This window comes from Corynebacterium pseudogenitalium, assembly GCF_024453815.1.
Taxonomy (GTDB): Bacteria; Actinomycetota; Actinomycetes; order Mycobacteriales; family Mycobacteriaceae; genus Corynebacterium; species Corynebacterium pseudogenitalium.
In genome coordinates, this window is the sequence record NZ_CP072934.1 from 307,818 (window position 1) to 325,286 (window position 17,469).

The 17,469-nt window shown below is 58.0% G+C and carries 13 protein-coding genes; 7 read left to right on the forward strand and 6 right to left on the reverse strand.

Translation table 11 applies throughout. From position 1 onward, the window contains the following. Positions 1–5 precede the first annotated feature (5 nt). Positions 6–1,409 carry a succinic semialdehyde dehydrogenase gene (locus KBP54_RS01375; protein WP_071572849.1) on the forward strand — a complete coding sequence of 468 codons (1,404 nt, stop codon included), beginning with the start codon at positions 6–8 and terminating at the stop codon, positions 1,407–1,409. A 6-nt stretch (positions 1,410–1,415) separates the two neighbouring features. On the opposite strand, the gene KBP54_RS01380 is transcribed toward KBP54_RS01375, so the two are convergent. The 4 genes from KBP54_RS01380 to KBP54_RS01395 all read right to left on the reverse strand — a co-directional run bounded on the left by KBP54_RS01380 (position 1,416) and on the right by KBP54_RS01395 (position 6,418). After that, the gene (locus KBP54_RS01380; RefSeq protein WP_071572878.1) at positions 1,416–2,195 is read right to left on the reverse strand and encodes a MerR family transcriptional regulator; all 780 of its coding nucleotides are present in this window, start codon (positions 2,193–2,195) and stop codon (positions 1,416–1,418) included. A 34-nt stretch (positions 2,196–2,229) separates the two neighbouring features. Further along, on the reverse strand, positions 2,230–4,107 hold the full coding sequence (locus KBP54_RS01385; protein WP_071572848.1) for a hypothetical protein: 1,878 nt from the start codon (positions 4,105–4,107) through the stop codon (positions 2,230–2,232). A gap of 98 nt (positions 4,108–4,205) precedes the next feature. Next, positions 4,206–4,967 (reverse strand): Abi family protein, encoded by a 762-nt coding sequence (locus KBP54_RS01390; RefSeq protein WP_083290803.1) that lies wholly within the window; start codon positions 4,965–4,967, stop codon positions 4,206–4,208. Positions 4,968–5,191: 224 nt separating this feature from the next. Continuing rightward, positions 5,192–6,418 (reverse strand): IS1249 family transposase, encoded by a 1,227-nt coding sequence (locus tag KBP54_RS01395; RefSeq protein WP_256006080.1) that lies wholly within the window; start codon positions 6,416–6,418, stop codon positions 5,192–5,194. 1,460 nt (positions 6,419–7,878) lie between these two features. Between KBP54_RS01395 and KBP54_RS01400 the strand changes: the two genes are divergently transcribed. Next, positions 7,879–8,028 carry a hypothetical protein gene (locus tag KBP54_RS01400; RefSeq protein ID WP_177224254.1) on the forward strand — a complete coding sequence of 50 codons (150 nt, stop codon included), beginning with the start codon at positions 7,879–7,881 and terminating at the stop codon, positions 8,026–8,028. Between the two features lie 261 nt (positions 8,029–8,289). Here the strand turns inward: KBP54_RS01400 and KBP54_RS01405 are convergent, their stop codons facing one another. Further along, on the reverse strand, positions 8,290–11,004 hold the full coding sequence (locus tag KBP54_RS01405) for a PKD domain-containing protein (RefSeq protein WP_083433177.1): 2,715 nt from the start codon (positions 11,002–11,004) through the stop codon (positions 8,290–8,292). Between the two features lie 575 nt (positions 11,005–11,579). Here KBP54_RS01405 and KBP54_RS01410 point away from each other — a divergent pair. Then, on the forward strand, positions 11,580–12,896 hold the full coding sequence (locus KBP54_RS01410) for an HtaA domain-containing protein (RefSeq protein ID WP_071572843.1): 1,317 nt from the start codon (positions 11,580–11,582) through the stop codon (positions 12,894–12,896). On the opposite strand, the gene KBP54_RS01415 is transcribed toward KBP54_RS01410, so the two are convergent. Next, positions 12,893–14,176, reverse strand: a complete 1,284-nt coding sequence (locus KBP54_RS01415; protein WP_256006082.1) for a hypothetical protein — start codon at positions 14,174–14,176, stop codon at positions 12,893–12,895. The two genes, KBP54_RS01410 and KBP54_RS01415, sit on opposite strands and share 4 nt — an antisense overlap. A gap of 469 nt (positions 14,177–14,645) precedes the next feature. Between KBP54_RS01415 and KBP54_RS01420 the strand changes: the two genes are divergently transcribed. The 4 genes from KBP54_RS01420 to KBP54_RS01435 all read left to right on the forward strand — a co-directional run bounded on the left by KBP54_RS01420 (position 14,646) and on the right by KBP54_RS01435 (position 17,380). Beyond that, positions 14,646–15,791 carry an ImmA/IrrE family metallo-endopeptidase gene (locus KBP54_RS01420; RefSeq protein ID WP_071569469.1) on the forward strand — a complete coding sequence of 382 codons (1,146 nt, stop codon included), beginning with the start codon at positions 14,646–14,648 and terminating at the stop codon, positions 15,789–15,791. After that, positions 15,792–16,277: a DUF4411 family protein gene (locus KBP54_RS01425; RefSeq protein ID WP_071569468.1), complete on the forward strand. Its 486-nt coding sequence runs from the start codon at positions 15,792–15,794 to the stop codon at positions 16,275–16,277. 274 nt (positions 16,278–16,551) lie between these two features. After that, positions 16,552–16,812 (forward strand): hypothetical protein, encoded by a 261-nt coding sequence (locus KBP54_RS01430; protein WP_256006084.1) that lies wholly within the window; start codon positions 16,552–16,554, stop codon positions 16,810–16,812. Positions 16,813–16,897: 85 nt separating this feature from the next. Continuing rightward, complete coding sequence (locus KBP54_RS01435) at positions 16,898–17,380, forward strand: hypothetical protein (RefSeq protein WP_256006086.1); 483 nt, start codon at positions 16,898–16,900, stop codon at positions 17,378–17,380. Positions 17,381–17,469 lie beyond the last annotated feature (89 nt).

Genomic DNA, 17,469 nt, shown 5'->3' on the forward strand with positions numbered 1-17,469 from the left:
GCTGCATGTCAGTACAGCACGCTTTCGACACTGCACGCGCGGCACAGCGCGCCTGGGCGACGACACCTCTTCGCCAGCGCAGCCGCATCTTCCTGCGCTACCACGACCTGATCCTTGCCCACCGCGACGAATTGGTGGACCTGATCCAGCAGGAGACAGGTAAGGCGAAACACAACGCGTTCGACGAGGTCATGGATGTTGCGATTACCGCCCGCCACTACTCGTACCGCGCGAAGGCGCTGCTGACGCCAGCCCGAGTGCGGGGCGCTATGCCGGTGGCGACACGGACCGAGGTGCACCGGGCGCCGAAGGGTGTGGTGGGGGTGATTGCGCCGTGGAACTACCCGCTCTCGTTGGCGGTGTCGGATGCGGTGGCGGCACTGATCGCGGGCAACGCGGTGGTGCTGAAGCCGGATACGCAAACCCCGCGCACCGCGCAGCGCGCCCACCAGCTGCTGGTGCAGGCTGGGCTGCCAGCCGACCTGTTCCAGGTTGTGGAGGGAAGCGGGCGGACGGTGGGGCAGGAGATCGTGAAGCGGTGCGATTTCCTCATGTTCACAGGGTCCACCGCCACCGGCAGGAAGCTTGCCGCGCAGGCCGGGGAGCGTCTGATTGGGTTTTCCGCTGAGCTGGGCGGGAAGAACCCACTGCTGGTTTTAGCCAGCGCGGACCCCGAGACGGCGGCACGTGGCGCCGCTGACGCGTGCTTCAGCAATACCGGTCAGCTGTGCATTTCCGTGGAGCGGATCTACGTGGACCGCGCCGTGGCAGAAGTGTTCCTTGAACAGTTTGTGGCGCTGACGAAACGCCTGCGCATTGGGCACGGGTGGGGTGACGATGTTGGCTCGCTGATTTCGGCGGAGCACCGCTCGCGTGTCGACGCCTTTGTCCACGACGCCGTGGACAAAGGCGCCACCGTCCTGGCTGGTGGGGAGGCGTTACCCCAGCTCGGGGATACGTTCTACGCACCGACCATCCTCGTGGACGTCCCGGAGGACGCCGATCTGTACCGCAAGGAAGTGTTCGGGCCGGTCGTCTACGTGGAGGTGGTGGATGGGCCGGAGGTGGGCGTCGAGAAGATGAATGACACCGACTACGGGCTCAACGCCTCGATTTGGGGCGCGGAGGACGAGGCGCGCGTGGTCGCGGCGCACGTGCACGCCGGGACCGTGAACATTAATGAGGGGTACGCGGCCGCGTGGGCATCGATGGACGCGCCGATGGGCGGGTGGAAACAGTCAGGCGTGGGGCGACGCCATGGCGACGAAGGCCTGCTGAAGTACACCGAGGCGCGTACCGTGGCGGCGCAGCGTTACGTGCCGCTCGGCGGGGTCGGCGCTGGTGGCGGCAAGCCGGTCGCGGACGCGATGGCGCTTGCGCTGCGGCTGGGGAAACGCCTGCTGCGCTAGGCCCGGCTAGGACTTGCTCTCTGTGCTGTGGCCGGTGGCGTGCGCGATGGCGTCGGCGAGCCACTGCGCCAGGCCGGGTTGGCGTTCTTCGTAGTAGCGCTTGAAGCGTTCATCGGCGATGTAGCCGCGCGAGATCTGGAACTGCATCTCCGGGGTGACGTCGAAGAACTGCCCGATCACCTTCCGGTGTTCCTCGACGAGTTCGGCGGCTTCCGCGCTGTCGGTGGGCACGTCGCGGCGAACAGCGTCGGCGAGTTTGGTATCGATGGCGTCGAAACGCTGCTTGCTGTCCTCCCAGTCGCTCGCGCCCCAGTTGCCGGTGCGACCCTGGTACTGCGCCCAGCCGGGCGTGTCGCCGTAGGCCTCTTGCGCCTCGGCTTGGTGTTCGGTGTAGTTCGGGTCGCCGAGGATCTCGCCGACTTCTTCAAGGGTTGGTTTGTGGTTATTCATTGCTTGCTCCAATAACTTTTCGACGGCCACCACCATCCCATCGATCCGCGAACGCTCCTCAAGCAGGCGTTCGTGTTGCCTGCGCAGGTGCTCCCGGTTCGAGGTGGGGTGGGAGAGTACTTCTTTGATTTCAGACAGTTTCATGCCAGTGGTCCGGTAGACCAGGATGTGCTGGATGCGCTCCAGGTCATCTGGCGTGTACAGCCTGTAGTTTGACCAGCTGCGATACACAGGTTCGACGAGGCCGGCCTGCTCCCAGTGGTGCAGGGTGCGCACCGTGATCCCGAATGCGTTGGCTACTTCGCCGACTGTGTACAGCGCTTCGTTGTTGGTCATGGCAGCCATTGTGCAGTCTGACGTTACGTCAGGGTCAAGCTTTGCTCTCGTCGATCTTGGAAAGCAGCTCGTCCGGGCCATACAGACCGGAGATTTCGACGGGGATGAAGAAGTCTTCGGTGAAGAACTGGCCCTTGGATGCGAACTCCCTGTTCACCCACGCGCCGAATGCATCCACTGGGATGAGTGGTATGCCGTACTGGCTGGCGGTCAGGTCGTCAGTGATGAGGGCGTCGCAAAGTGAGATGGGGATTTCCGGGCTGTACACGAGGCCGAGCTCGTCGCACAGGAGCGCCATGCGTGCACCGTCGGTGATGTGGATCCCGTTGATGACGATCGACCCACGGAACGCCACCTGGTGGCCTTCCTCGAGGATGTCGGCGAGGAAGGTCTCGTAGGGCGAACCCGTGTAGTACCTATACCAGTCCTCAAAATCGGCGAACGAGACGATCGGGATGCCCAGCTCCCGGGCGGTTCTTGCCTTGCGCGACATGGATGCCGGGTCCCACGCTACGAGGACATCGCACGTGGTTGCAGAGACGCTGTCTTCGAAGATGAGCCCGCACGAATCGCAGGCGGAGATGAGCTGCTCTTCGCCGTCGTAGAAGCTGATGGCTTCGCGGCAGCCCGTAAACACCACCCTCATGCCTGGGGAGAGCAGCGCAGCAATGTCGATGTTTTGCTCTTTGCCCTCCGGGAGGGACACCTGCGTCAGCCCTGTCATGATGGCGCGTTTGCGCACCTCCTCTTCGGCCCGCTTCGTCCAAACGCCGCGAGACATCCCCCAGGAAGAAAGCCGCAGGGCAGTCTGCTGGAGCATGCGTTGGTCGCTGACTTCCACGCCGGAGCCGGAGAAGGCTGCCCATGCGTTATCGGAGTCGGTCGCGCGAGTTTGATCGAGCTTGAGAGGAGCGGCGGGCGCCCAAAACGGCTGGAAGAGTGCGCCTTCTTGTGTATCGGATGCGTCGGGTACCGGCCGCACGTAGGGGATCTCGACGTCCCCCGAGAGGAAATCGAGCGCCATGGAGTGCGCGCGTTCGATGACGTCGCTGCCCTCAATGATGATGTCGAGTGCCTCGGCGTCGATACCGTCGCCGAGTTCCATGTCGAGGCCTCGTGCCTGGTAGCGGCCGGCGTCCTGGGCCATCTCCAGGCGATCGCCGACGACAATGCCACCTGCAGCCTGCCGTAGCAGCAGCGGCCAAAAGTCCTCGAGCTGCGGCGCGATAGCAACCCCACCCGGAGGAACCTCGTTGTCGAGGCCGAACTGCCCCAAGTCAGACATCGGGTTGAGCCACGTGCCAAAGTCCGCAACGACCTGGCCACGCTCCACAACCACCGCGTGAACGCGAACCACGTGGTAGCTCACATTAAAACTGACACCGTCAAAGGAGAGGAACACGTAACGCTCGGGATCCTGCCTTGCCTCCTCCAGCATCATCTCCAGCGGTGAGTCGGGCCCAGCCAATTCTCCCGCAGCGATGAGTTGCACGCCCCCAAACGGTTCGTTGTTCTTTCGCACGCGCTGCAGGGCGACGCTCATCATCAACAGGAGCTCGGTGTTGAGGTTGTGGGCGTCGTCGATAATTAATGTCTCAGCCAAGCTGAGCAGCAGCTTGGCATCGTTGATGTCCCAGGAACCGCCCGGCAGGACATCGCCGAGCGTCATGAAGGGATCGAAGTTGAATGCAGAGTCGATCGTCAGCCCGCTGATGCCGCTCGCCGCGGGTTCCAGCAGCGCGACGGGCAGCACCCGTTTGCGCAGGTTATCCGGTAGCGCGTCATTCGCTTCCATGAACGTGCGCAGCAGCGTGGATTTGCCGGTGCCGGGCGCGCCATCGATCACAACGCTTTCGCCGTTGTACATCAACGTAAGCGCATGCTCGAAGTCCTGCGGCATCGAAATGGCCATGACCTGCACCTTTCGCATCAACTATCACTTGTTGATTTATTGAAGCATGCAGCCCCGACATTGCGCGGGCGGTGTTCGAACGGGGGTTCGCGGTGCTATTACGTGGTGCAGGGGCGTGCAGCGATTAGCCTGGGAACATCGCTGTTTTCTGCTAGCCAGGCGGCCAACTTCGGGTCAAGCATCCTGGCAAGCTTCAGGGTCTCCTCGTGTGCCTCCGTGCAGGTCATACGGTGAGGCTGTCCAGGCATCGGGAAACCTCTGATGAGCGGTTCATGGTGGGCTACACGGTTTCGAATGCTATTGACTCGCTTGCAAATCCCGTGCACCCAATCTCTGGTGAAACCAGCATGTTGCTGTCTTGCTACGTTTCTTCCTTCAGGGAAAGCATGACGTAGGGCGGCTTCCCAGTTGTGCTCGTAATTGACGCGGACCCGTCTGGGAGACTTGCCTGTATGTCCTCCTTTGTCAAAGAGGTTCGTCCAAAAACCAAATGTACAGTTAGCGAAAAGACGCCCGGGAACATCACCATCGTTTGGACGCTCACGTACCCTCCTGGAAAGTTGCGACCAAGCCACCGCAAGATTCTGCTCTGACCGTTCATCCAACGGGATATCGAGGTACCAGTGGCTGCCCCATTTTGCAGCTGCCGCTTTATTGATCGATTCCCGTAGTGCAACTTCCAAAATGGCAATATCCGCTAGAAATGCAGTAGATAGCTTGATGTTCCATATGTAGAGCTCGAGGGCTTCGTCTATGTTGCCGTTCGGCGATTCGCTAAGAAAACTGGCTAAACGAGCGGGCGGGAGAGAACCCCAAAGCAAGGCTGCATTTGTCGAAGGCAGTTGTGTAGGAAACGTCATTGCTATAGGCTAGCCAATGTAGTCCCCCGGATCCGGACCATAGTTAAATGTCTATGGTTCCCGGGGGTTTTATTATTCTGAAACGCTTATCGGGTGGTAGCCGGATGATGACGTTGCGGGTTAAGCGACAAAATGTGTGCTTTTCTCGGCGTGTCGACTTAAGTGACAAAATGTGTGCTTTTTCAGGGGCTGGGATGGGTGGGTTGTGGGGTGTTGTGCTGGGGTTATGAGCGTCCTGCCCAGCCGTGTCGGATGGCCCAGGAGGGGTTGAAGTCGGTGTCGATGCCGGTGTCGTAGACTTTCGGTCGACCGTCGGGTGAGTTGGCTTGGTCGCGTTCACGCATGTGTGCCTGGCGGGCGTGTGCGTAGCCTGCGTGGCCGAAGTCTTGCTCGATTGCTAGCGCCAGCGGGTCATCGTGGTGTTGGGTGTGCAGGTAGAGCCACCAGTCCATGATGATTCGCTGGTGTTCGTCAAATGTGCCGCGGTGGGCTCGGGCGAGGTGTTTTAGTTGTGCGTTTATGCCGCCTTCCAGGCTGTTTGTGGTGGTCTTCAGCGTGGTCGTGGTGCGGTGTGGTGGGTTGAGCCAGACGAAGAGGTGGCCTTGTTGGTAGAGACGCTCGAATCGGCGGTAGGCTCTGCGGGCTCTGGGATGGGTGTACCACCATTGCTGGTTGTCGCGGATACGTTTTGGGATCTCTTCTGGGGCGACTTGGTTGCGGTAGGTGCGTTGTTTGAGCCAGTCACCGTAGAGGTCATGGAAGCGGTTGAGGCGAAGTACCCAGGTGATTGCCTGGTCACGGGTGGTGATGTGGGTCAGCTGGTTGCCGAGGCGAAGGAGTGCTTTGTGTGCGGTGATTGTGGGTTGGCGTGTGGTGTCTTTGATGGTGTCGCGGCGTACGTGGACGAGGCAGCGTTGAATGGAGGCGTTTGGCCAGCATTGTTTGATGGCTTTGTGGGCGCCACCGGAGCCGTCTGTGGTCACGACGAGGGGTTCGGCGATCATGTCGAAGAGTTTGGCGTAGTCGTAGGCGGTTTCTCGTGTGCACCAGTGCCAGGCGACGACGTGCTCGCTGGTTGCAGCGACAAGCAGGCATTTTTTGTGGAAGTAGGTGCCATCAATAAAGAGCTGGTCGTAGACGCGGTACGGGTCCGGTTTGCACGGGACGATGATGAACCAAAAGTAGGTGAACCAGCGGATGAGTGTGCGTCTGGAGACGTTGTGCGCAGCAGCGACAGCGTCGAGGGGACGCTGGTTGGTGATCCAGTCAATGAAGATGGCAAACCGATATGCGCTGGTCTTGGCTGTGTTGGGGTTGGTGAAGGTGTGCCCGCAGTCTGTGCAGCGCCATCGCTGTTTTCCGCTGGATGTGGTGCCCATTTTTGTGGCGGTGTGCTCGCATGCCGTGCATAGGGGCCTGTTGTGTTTTCTCTTTCTGTGTTGAGTTGGCATGCAGCTGGTTTAACAGTCTGCTGTCATAGCACATCCAACGCCTGAAGTGGTGGACCTTCCGGTCTACGGCAGGGAATCCCGATTCAACGAGCACTGTCCCGCCGTAGGCCCAGGCAGGACCTGGAATCCATATCCAAAAAAGCACACATTTTGTCGCTTAACCCGACGTTGCGCGGGGTCGCGGTGCCGAAATAATACGAGAGCCCCGGGTGCATGCTTTCGCAGAGGCGCCTCGGGGCGTTCGGGAGTATCCTATCGCGTAAACATGAATGGGGAACGAAGCGTACTGCGTTTAGTTCCGCTTCTTTTACTGCCCTGTACTGATGAGTTCGTCAGTTGAGGAGAAATGCTCATCCCATACTATGGGAGTGGGGGTTCGAGATTAGTCAGAGTACGGTCAAGCCTCGCGCAGAAAGGAACGTAAAGCCCTATGCCAGCATTCTTGATTGAATACCATCGCAAAAAGGGAACTGTCCGGTGTAAGAAGTTTGATTCGCTTTCTGAGGCTACGCGTGAGCGACTGCGCTTGGATCGATCCAATGCTGACCCCGATGTTGAAATCGTGGCGGTTGCTAGTGCCAGTGAAGAAAGCCTCCGCCAGTCCCACTCCCGATATTTCTCCGGTGTCTAGCAGATACGTGTCGCAGCTTGTGATGTAATCGACGTGACGACAAAATATCCCTTCCACCCAGCATTTTTCTTGGATGGAGGGTTTTCTCATGCCCCAGAAGTCGACGGCTAACCCCATCGGCATCACGGCTGCGGCAGCCCACCAACAACAAAATGTTTACGGAAAAGGCTAATCAGCACGTCAACGTCAATTCGGAGAAAGAAGCCGATGGGCCGACGCTTCCCCTGCTTTACAACCCCTCGACTGCCCCGAGAAACACCACAATGAAGTCGCGGTACGTGCCGTGCAGGTCTACGGTGGCACCCGGATAACCCGAACACGTTCCTAAAGGAGTGTTGTCGGCGATCCATTCTATTGAGCCATAACATTGGCTCGGTGTCCACTGAATGGTTCCCTGTCCCCGGGCGGTACCGTCGACTGATTCTCCAGTTCGGACATGAGGTGCTATGGCCAGTTCAGGCATTGAGGGGGGCTGCGAGGGTAGGAGAGAGCGCCTCCATTGTCGCGGTCGGGACCTCCTTGGCCTCTGTGACTTCGACACGCTGGGTTGGTCGGCACGGTGAAGTGCAGCGCTTGCGTTGCGGGATCGACTGTATAGTCCTTTACCCCGGTCGCCGACCATTTCGCCTTTGTGGCCAGGGGTTCGCACCGAGTGATCTCGGTGCCGGGTGCCACGTACTCGCCGTACTCGTGCGCGATTTCCGCAGCTTACAGTCGCTGGCTGATCGGCTAATCGACGTCCCTGTCCCTTACGACAAAGCGCGTCGACTCCCCAAAAGTCTGTGGTGACGAACCTGCCGTTGACCCAGCGGTTGGCGTTGACGGAGGCTTGGCAGACGCCGGTGTCGGCGTCGTCGAATTGGACTCCGAGGTTGGGGTGGTGGGTGGCGAGGTCAACGGTGCAGCCGGGGGCGGTGGTGGCGTCGATAGCCTGGAAGGCGTGCGCGACCGTAACGTTGGTGGTGCACAGTGCGCATAGGGTGGAACACTTTTCGACCTGACGGTATCTTGGGAACTTTCTTCGTGGGTAGGCCGTCGTGGCCTGAGGAATATCACGGCTGGTCGACCGGAACAGGCCTAAAAACCGAAGTAGTTCCCAAGTGAGGGAAGGGTGGTCATTCTAGCCAGGGGAGAGATTCTATTCTCACGCCTATTCAGAGAATATCGTAATAGAGTACGAAAAGCCTGATGAAGTTATTTCCATCAGACTTTTGTGTGGTGCTTCTTGCTGCGTGGGAGTTTAGATCAATCCCATGCGCCGAAGTCGTGGTTCGATATAGGGCCAGACAAGTGCACCGATGGTCCCGGTGGCGACGATTACGCTGACCACTATGCCAGCAATTGCGGCAGCGGAGAGCTCAGTCGGGCCATTCTGAGTGTCGTTCTTAGAACTGCTGCTGGCTGTACTTCCGCTTGAGCGCGAAGAGTTATCTCCTTCTTGCCAAGGGTTGTTCGTGATCTTGCCGTCACTATCGATTTGGATGGCCTCAGTTGGCCGCAAGAAGCTGTTAGCGGAGGCTCCTTGGATGTCTTCATCCTCGGTGTATCGGTTGATTGCAGTGACTCGCAGGTCGACTGGATAGCGTCGGTCGAGGTCTGTGATTGTGATTTCTCGGAGATCAGATGCAGTATATGCGAGCGGCACGCTGTTGGAAGAGATGAGCCAGCCGTAGTTTGGCTCTGCTGTTGATGCCCATTCGAGTTTCGCAGAATTGCCGTTGTCGATGGTAGCGAGGTCGATAGATCCAATTGGTGCGGGTTTTGGTGTTTCAGTTCCAATGTGGACTGGTACGGAGTGGGAACCGATGAGGCCATTCGCATCGGTCACACGGACTTGCATTTGGTAATCCCCTACTTTGTTGTAGATGTGAGTTCCGATTTCGCCGGCGTCTGTTACATCCCAAGTGCCGTCTCCGTCGAAGTCGTAGTCGAAGCGTACGATCTCGGACGCTGGTGAGTAAGAGTACAGGCCAGCGTCAAAAGCAAATTCGGTATTTGGTTGGCCTGAATAATCTTTTTGTGGGAGTTTTGCAACCGGTCGATTTTGCACTCTGTCAAAGGCATCGCCGATGGCCTGTTTGATGACTTCTGGACTCTTATCGTTCATGGAGATGACTTGGCCAGAGGTTAGGTCTGCAAGTTCGGTGTAGCGGCGTTGCTTAGAGTTAGGAACGATTGGGTAAATGTTCACTGGATCGATTTCGAGAGAGCGCTTCGCGATGTATTTCGCCGTGAGCTTTCCGTCGTAAAAGTCGTCGCGACCGAGCTGGCTGCGTCTAATGTTGTCGGTAGTCGGGTCGGGATCTTTGAAACCAGCGTCAGTGAGAAGGAAGACAGCCTTAGTTGCGCCATTTTGCCAATCGAGCTTCTCAAAAGCGGTGTGCAGTCCGTACAGCGCTGTCTCATCAAAATCTCCCCATGCGCCACCACCTCGGCTGGTATCGATACCGTCGAGTTTGTCGAGAAAGTGCTCGCGGGTGTCGCTGAAATCAGAAAGGACACAGGCAGTGTCTACTGTTCCTGCTGGAATTTTGCAGTCTTCGATGGTTTCCCAGCCGGGTTGGTACGTTGAGTGATCTTTATATTCGACAAGCGCAATTCGTGTTTGGCTGCTGTTGTCGAGTTCTTTGGCTGTTTCCCTTACGAACTGCTTTACACCTTCAATGTACGGTTGCATTGAGGTTGTGGAGTCTATAAGAAATACGAGGTCTTGTGGGGTTGACGCATCTGTAGTTTCACTAGGCTTGAGGAGATTTTCGCTTTTAGATAATGCGATTGATACGTTTCGTTGGATCGTGCGCTGGCTGGTGTTATCGCTGATGCTGCCGTTGAGGCGCATTTGCGCTTCAATCATGGCTTCTTCTAGCGGAATTCTGCCAGAAGCAGAGTTCTTACGGGCCAAGTCATTGTGATATTTGTGGCCCTCAAGCGTTAGTGGGTTTTTAGATGATCCACAAACAAAGTCGTTATCGTTGCACCAAAGACCGGTTTTGTAGTCTACTTGCGCATTGAGGTATGGCAAACGTGGTTCCAACGACCCGTTGTCTGTTCTGCAATTTTTAACTCCTCGCCTCCAGAGGCTTGAGCTTTTACCCGAGCATGCTGGAGTTCCGCCAGCTTTCCATTCTCCTTCTGGAAGGTGGAGTTTCGGATCTCCTAGCAGGGCAGAAAAAACAATGTGTTCGCGCAGGTCAGGGCGTAGACCAAGTGAATATCTTTCAATCAAGGTGGAATCGTAGTTGTCTGGCTCCACTCCAGGCCAATCACGGTGCGGTTTCTTGCTATCAATCAGGAGATGTCCATTTACTGCCTGGTCGGTGGCGATGGTATCGCCAACTACTTGAGCACCTTGAGAGAAGCCGAAAAGCAGGAATTTGGGTGTGATGTCAATCTGTTCGCAAACATTTACACGGCGCTCGATCAGGTTTGTAAGTTCTGCCACGCCCGTCCATACACTTTTCCCGTAGCGGTGGCCATAACCAGCTGAGATTCGAGCACCGAGCGAATTTAGAATACGAGGAGTATGGAAGTAAGCCTCGTCTTTGACTGGTTCATTTAGATCAGGGGCTTTTGTACCTACAGTGGCGGCTGGGTAGGTCAACGCTGGCGGAATCGAGCGGTGGCTCTCATCTGCTGCTTCGATGCCTGCTTGGGCTGCAGCCCTGTCGAACACGGCATATTTTTCGGAATTCTCGTACCCATCTCCAACGAATCGACCTAGTTCCAGAAGATTAGCGCTGTCAGGGGCAATGCCTAGATATTCTTTGGCATACTTCTCCATCTGCCGCACACTTTGATCATTTCTTTCAACTCCCGAACCTCGCACCCAAATAGCTGTAGGCGTGGAGCAGAGTGTTTGAAGATCAGCTTGGATATCTAATGCATCGGCCGGAGAGGTTACCAATGCCAGGGAGATGCTTATAACCGACATGATTGCAGTCGTACGTTTGAACAATATTGTAAATCCTTGAGTGAAGGGGCAAATGCAGCTGCATGTAAACTTACAGCTCACTACTTGTCGGCGCAGCTTAACTGAATGTTTTCTATCGTGTTACGTATTGATGAATGAGGATCTGACTTTCATCCTTCTTGGGGGCGATGTGAACTGCCTTGCTTATATACTCAAACGGACTCGTCAACCAAAACGGTACGGGATTAGCTGAGAAACGTGAGTGATGTCTTGCTTCCTATTCGCTCCTCGGTTAACGCGTCAAGCGAGAGAGCGAGTAGAGTCTCCGACTCGAGTGCGCTCTTGCAGAAGGAACCTCTCCCGAATACCGACGAAGCGTCGGAACATCGGGAGGGGTTCCTTCTTTTTTACGCTGTTGCCGGAGCGCGACAGCATCGTTCAGAGGCCCGCTGATGACCAGATGTAGCGGTATTCCCCGTGTGCGGAGCCAGGTGTTCCCGTCGACCGGAAGAGGTCGACGGGAACGAACGCCTCAAAATCTGCCCGGAAACCTTTACTCCAAACCATATATTGCACTAAGGTAAGGCAAGCCTAATATTTACACGAGGAGGGTGAACCTTATGAAGAAGTCCCAACGCAGGATCTACGCCACGCTACCAGCGCTGCCAGTGCTGCCCGCGGTTGTGCTCGCGGCAAGTCTCGCCGTCGCGCCGCTGGCCGTCCCTGCCCAAGCACAGGAGGCTGACACTACGGCCGCCGCGTCCGTCGCCGCAGCTCAGCCCGCTGGGTCAACACCGCTTGCTGACGCCCAACCCCAAACCCTGGAGTGGGAACTGAGCAAACGCGCCCTGCTGTGGGACGCCGCAGTGGAAGGGGAGGGAGTCTCCGTCGTCCCGGTGGACGAGTCCGAGCCGAACAATGGGAGCCTGAAGCTGACGAAGGCGACCGGCTGGGTCGACGAGGACACCAAAGCGCTGTCGGTGCAGTGGACCGGCCAGGTGACCTACACGATTAACGGGGCGCAAACGATCTCCTTCAAGGACTTCGCGCTCGAGGTCGATGCGGAGGGCGCCGGTAAGATTACGGCGGTCGTGAGTTCGGCGGACCCGAACCAGGCAGCAAATAATAAGGAAGCGAAGCGGGTCACCGTCGCGACGTTCAAGGGTGCCAACGTTGCCGTCGATGGCAAGACAGTGATGGTGGGGGCGACGCCGGAGTACGAAGGGGTCGTCTATAAGCGGGATGAGGACATTTCCTACCCGGATGCATGGCCGACTGAGCTGGTGAACAACGTGACGGACTCGGTGCGGTCGTGGTTCTACAACTCCGGGAGCAGGTGGGAGGACCAGAAGAAGCCGGCGCCGTTTGCTGTGACGCTGGAGCTCGGCGAGAAGCCCGAGAAGCCTGCCGAGCCGGAACCGGCACCAGCGCCAGGGCAGCAGCCAGAAGGCGGCATCCGCGATGCCTCGATTAACCGTGACGGCCACCTGATCCTGACCTTCACCAACGGCACGACCAAGGACCTCGGCAAAGTGGTGGGGAAGGACGGCAAGGACGGCCGCAACGGTGTTGATGGTAAGGACGGTCACGATGGTCGTGACGGCCGCGACGCGCCTGCCGGTCGAGACGGTAAGGATGGACGCGACGGTACCGCAGGAAAAGACGGCGCCCCAGGCAAGGAAGGCGCCGCAGGCGCGGACGGCAACAACGGCAAGGACGGCCGCGGTATCGCGTCGGTGAAGGTGGATAAGGACGGCAAGCTCGTCGTGACGCTGACGGATGGGACGGTGCTGCCGCCGGTCGAGATGCCGTCGGTGCAGCAGCAGGGTATGGCCCCGGAGTCGATTGTGGCGATTGTGCTGGGGGTTATCGCCACGCTGTTGGGTGGGTTTGCCGCGTTGCATACGCTCGCGGCGAGCATCCTGCCGAAGATCTAACGCTGCAGGCGCTTCAGTAGCGCCGCGATCACGGGGGACTGGGTAGCCAGGCCAGCAACGACGGCGAGTAGGGCTGCCCCGCCCGCGATCAGCACCGCGCCCCAGGCCGGGAACTTGGTAGGGGCAGCAGGGGTAGTGGGCTCAGCAGGCACGGTAGGCGCTGCAGGCGCAGTGGTCGTCGAAGTCGGGGTGGTCGGGGTGGTCGTCGGCGCCTCCTTGGCCTCTGCAACTTCGACCTGCACGGGGTTGGTCGGCATGGTGAAGCGCAGCGCCTGCGTCGCGGGGTCGACTGTGTAGTCCTTCACCCCGGTCACTGACCATTTCGCTTTCGCGGTCAGGGGATTCGCTAGGGTGATCTCGGTGCCGGGTGCCACGTACTCGCCGTACTCGTGCGCGATGCCGGCCGCGTACAGTCGCTGGCTGATTGGTTTATCGACGTCCCCTACGACAAAGCGCGTCGACGTCCCGAAGTCCGTGGTGACGAACTTGCCGTTGACCCATCGGCTGGCGTTGACGGAGGCTTGGTAGACGCCGGGGTCGGCATCGTCGAACTTGGCGGTGCGGGCGTTGGGGTCGGAAAGGTCGAGGCTGCGGAGGGTTTTTGTGCTGGTGCAGTGTTCGACGCATTCGATTTGGGCGCGCCACGCGGTGCCGGGGACGGACTCGGGGTAGTCCCACGCGACGGTGACGTTGCGCTGCTGGTCGATCTCGCCGCGGACGTTGGATGGCGTCGCTACGTGGTCCGTTGTTACCGACGGCACCTTGAAGGTGACGCCGCGGTCGAAGTAGCGCTCGCTGAGCGCCAGGGCGTGCGCCGCCATGATCCCGACCGTGTATGTTTGCCCCGGTTGCAGCGTGTTTGCCTCCACGAGTAGATCGAGGTCCAGCTTTCCGCCGTTGTCTTCCAGTACGGCGGCGGGGATCCAGCGTGCGACGAGCGCGTCGCCGTCGCCGGTCATGGTGGAGCAGTGGTTGAGGCGCCACACCCGCGTCGGCGTGAGCACCACGTAGACGCCGTTGGACGCCCCGGGCGTCGACGCCGGGTTGATTCCCGAACCCTTCAATTTGAACGTGATGTCCTTGGTTGGGTCGATGGTGTCGGGGCCGGTGACGTCGAATTGCACGCCGAGGTTCGGGTGCCGCGTGTCGAGTTCGCCGGTGCAGCCGGGGGCGGTGGCGGCGTCGATAGTTGGGAAAGCGTGCGCGGCCGCAATGTTAGTGCTGAACAGCGCGAATAGAGCAGTGCCCGTTGCGACGCGACGCCGTGTGGATACGTTCAAGATGAGACTCCCCTCATTAGATAACTTAGGTTAGCCTTATCTTAAATGTCTATCGCTATTGTGTGCAACGGCTGGCACGCTTTTTGATACTGCGAGACTGTGTCTGGCCAAGTCGTCCCGGGGGACACGACCCGAATTACGGAGGACATGATAACGAAAGCTCCGAAAATGTGTTCACGTTGTCCTTCTGGAAGCGAGGAGAACTTGCGATTTGTTGCGAAACGGTTGTAGCTGGTTTGATCTTGCAGCTTGGCGAAGTATATTCCCCGATTGCAATAAGAAATCCAGCCCACACTCTGAGCTTGGCTCGGAGGCGGGCTGAACGATTGACATGAATCCTAGCGTTCGTGAGGTTAGTTCCACAAGCATGAAAACTCGTTTGTATCAATTTGCTAGCTGTAGCTACCCAGAGATGTTTGTCGGGCTCCTCCGCTAAGGTAAAAACTACGTAACTAGCGGGAGGTGAGTGATGGCTGTTCGAGTCGACATTGCAGAGCCGACGCTGCGCTGGGCGCTGCAGCGTACCGGCAGCACGGTGGAAGAACTTGCCCAAAGAAGTGATTTCCGGTTGGTCCGGCAATGGCTGGAAGGCAAGGTGTCGCCGACGCTGCGTCAGGCTGAGCACTTGGCATCGCTCGCATGTATCCCGTTTGGTTACTTGCTTCTCGACGGCCCCACGGACGATCAGCCGGATTTCCCAGATTTTCGCACCGTGGATAGTAAGAAAGTAACTGAGTTCAGCCCAGCGTTGAAGGAGACGATTTATACCTGTGAGCGCCGCTTGAGCTGGTATGCAGAATTTGCGCGCGCGGAAGGAATTGATCCTCCAAATTTCGGTGGTGCCTGGACACTGCGTGATAGCCCGGACGATGCGGTGTGTGCATTGTTACCCCAGCTTGCCGATGTCGGATGGAGGCCGGGTAAAGCGCCCACTGGTCGGGAGAATGTGCTGGAATTAGCGGATGCAATTGAGCACTGCGGTGTCTTAGTGATGCGAAACTCCGTACTTGGAAATAACAACCACCGCAAACTCGACATCGACGAGTTTCGAGCTTTCACACTGTTTGATGGTCCCTATCCCTTGATCTTCGTTAACGGCAGTGATTACAAAGTTGGGCAGTACTTCAGCCTTGCTCACGAGCTAGGCCACGTACTGCTCGCTGCAGAAGGTCTCACAGGTGCCATGAATGATCATCACGATGTGGAGCGATGGTGTAACAGGTTTGCAGCTGCCCTGCTTCTGCCACAGCATGCGTTGTTGCAGGAGTGGGACCGTAATCCCGACCTGAATAACATAACTCAGTGGGCATACGATGCGTACCGCGTGAGTGCGGATACGGCGCTGTGGTCACTGGTGGGGCAGCGTCGCCTTGGCAAACCACAAGTGCAGGAATTCCTTCGGCAACGTCCCTCGAACCTCAAGCCTCCAGTTGTTGGCGGAGGCGGCGACTTTTTCGTCACGTTGAAGTCGCGGCTGGGTGGCCGATTTTTGGACACCGTCACCGGGGCATATGTAGACGGTGCAATTTCTGAAGAGGAGGCTTCGCGTCAACTGGGGATTGCCAAGACCGAGACGTTGAAGAATACGGTTACTCGTGCGCAGGGGGTCGCATAGATGTACCTCATCGATACGAATATCGTGATTGGTGCGTTCAATCATCGGCCACGGGACATTTTTGAAACGTACTGGCGGCAGTTCGATTCGTTTTTCTCCAATGGTCAGTTTTATTTTCACCAGACTGTAGAAGATGAGTTGCTGAAACGAGATGACGAAAAGTCACAGTGGCTGAGAAGCTTCGTCCCTACGTCGCAGATTCTCACTGTGACGCAAGAAGAGGTTGACTCCTATCGTGCGGTAACACAATGGGTGCGTGATCGTAAGGATGCTCCCTATGAAGAAAGCGCAATTCGAGAATTTCTGCGCGTTGCAGATTCTTGGATAGTGGCGAGTGCGCATGCCCGAGACTTCACCGTGATTACGAACGAGACCCCGAGTCCGCGAAAACAAACGCGGGTCAAGCTGCCTGACGTTGCCAATGGTTTGGGAGTGCAGTGCATGACAGAGTTTGATTTCTTAAGGCAACAAAGCATTATTTTTTAAAACGGCCAATCCGACCCCACGCCACGCTCTATAACCCTTCGACCGTCCCGAGGAACCCCGCGATGATGTCCCGGTACGTGCCGTGCACACACTAGGAGCGGCCATATCTGGAACTGGGTTAAAGAGGACGGCGAGATCAAGTGGTTTGAGGGCCAGTCATCAGATGGACTAATCAATGTTGACGAACGGTTGAAGAAGTTGAAGGCGGGTTCGCTGACGATGATGCGCACGGACGATTTGACACCTACGGATGAAGTTTTGGCGGTGATTAGCGTTGATTGACGTTGCAGCACGGGCGGTGGAGCGCGCTAGGGAGCCGCTGCCCGAACGCCTGTGGTCTAACCGGGTGGTTGTTTACGGTGACGAGGCGATGGTAATGCCGGAGGAAACAGTGCCCATGGTGGTTGGTGACGCTCCCGCCTGGGTAACCCCTACAGGGGTTGTGGCTTTGCCTTCCAACGCTGATACGTGGCCGGAGTGGTACTGGCAGGTGTGTGAGGACGATTCCGCCTGGGTGACCGTCACGCAACACTGACCGCCACCCTGACTCCGCGATACTCCTCCCCGTTACCACCAAGGCGTGGAACACCACCCAAGCCCCCAATGAGGAGACAAACCACATGTCGGATGAAAACACCACCCCCGCAGACCTCGCACAGCAGGCCGCTGACAAGGCGCAGCAAGCCCAGCACGACACCGAGCAGGGCAACTACACCCAAGCCGGTGAACACCTAGGCGAGGCGCAGGCCAACGAGGCGGACGAAGCCGTAGACCTTGACGCGCTACGTAAGCAGCTCGCCCGATACGAAGCGGAAAACCGCAAGTTGAAGAACGAGAACGGCGACCGCCGAGTGAAGGCGAAGCAGGCGGAAGAACAGGCAGCGACGTTGAAGAAACTCGCGCAGGTACTCGGTTTGAACCGTCCGACGAAGACTCGGAGGAACAAATCAAGCAGGCCAAGGCCGCCGCGCAGGAACGAGAAGCCGAGCGTGACAAGCTCCAGGCCGAACTCGACCGAATGCGCGAGGACAACACCCTACGCAAGCTGGCGAAGGAAAACGGGGCAGCCCCCGACATGCTTGTGCCGTATCTCCGTGGTGTAGGTGATCTCCCGAAGTGGGGCAGCGACGAGTGGGACAGTAAGGCTGGCGAACTCGTCACCAACACGCTCAACTCATTCCCACAGTTCAAG